At 71.1% G+C, this 664-nt stretch carries 1 protein-coding gene and 1 pseudogene; both read left to right on the top strand.

The features are described from left to right. Nucleotides 1–254, top strand: a pseudogene (locus tag DTS01S_RS31035) (hypothetical protein); the annotation flags it as partial. Continuing rightward, the coding region (locus tag DTS01S_RS29290; RefSeq protein ID WP_061290160.1) for a phage adaptor protein at nucleotides 245–664 on the top strand (420 nt) is incomplete at its 3' end. The pseudogene DTS01S_RS31035 and the gene DTS01S_RS29290, both read left to right, overlap by 10 nt.

Genomic DNA, 664 nt, shown 5'->3' with positions numbered 1-664 from the left:
TGCAGGTCTACGCCTCGCTGATGCCGTCCCTGCGCGGCAACAGCGTGCCCGACGAGGTGGCCTCGCTCTACCATGAGGCGATCCGCGAGGGCGCCAAGGCCGAGCTGCTGGCCACCGAGGGCACGGACTACTACAAGCCCGACCAGGCCGGCGTGGCCCTGGCGTTCTTCCAGCGCGCCATGGATGACGCCACGGCCGACGTGTGGCGCTCCAACACCAGCCGCGGCTCGCGGGGGAGGGCGTCATGGCTTTGACCGTGGCCCAGCTGCTGGACGATGCAGCGCGCGACCTGCAGGACAAGGGGCACATCCGCTGGACCCGCGCGGATCTGCTGGACTGGTTCAACGCCGCGCAGCGTGCCTTTGCCGAGCAGCGGCCCGACCAGATGGCCCAGCCGCGCGACCTGGTGCTGGCCGCCGGGTGGCGGCAGGAGCTGCCGGCCGACGTGCTCACGCTGATCGACATCACCAACAACGCCAACGCCACGCAGCGGCGCATCACCAAGACCGACCTGTGGGTGCTGGACGCCGTGGCCGGCGCCTGGCGCTCTGGCTCCCCGGGCCGGGAGGTGCAGCACTACATGCACGACCTGGGCACGCCGCAGGAATTCCTGGTCTATCCGCCCGTGGCCGCCGGCACCAAGGTGCGCGCCATGGTGGGTGTC

The organism is Delftia tsuruhatensis NBRC 16741 (assembly GCF_001571325.1).
In the GTDB taxonomy this organism is placed as follows: Bacteria; Pseudomonadota; Gammaproteobacteria; order Burkholderiales; family Burkholderiaceae_C; genus Comamonas; species Comamonas tsuruhatensis.
Note: the sequence above shows the minus strand (reverse complement) of the source record. Positions and strands in the feature narration are given on the sequence as shown.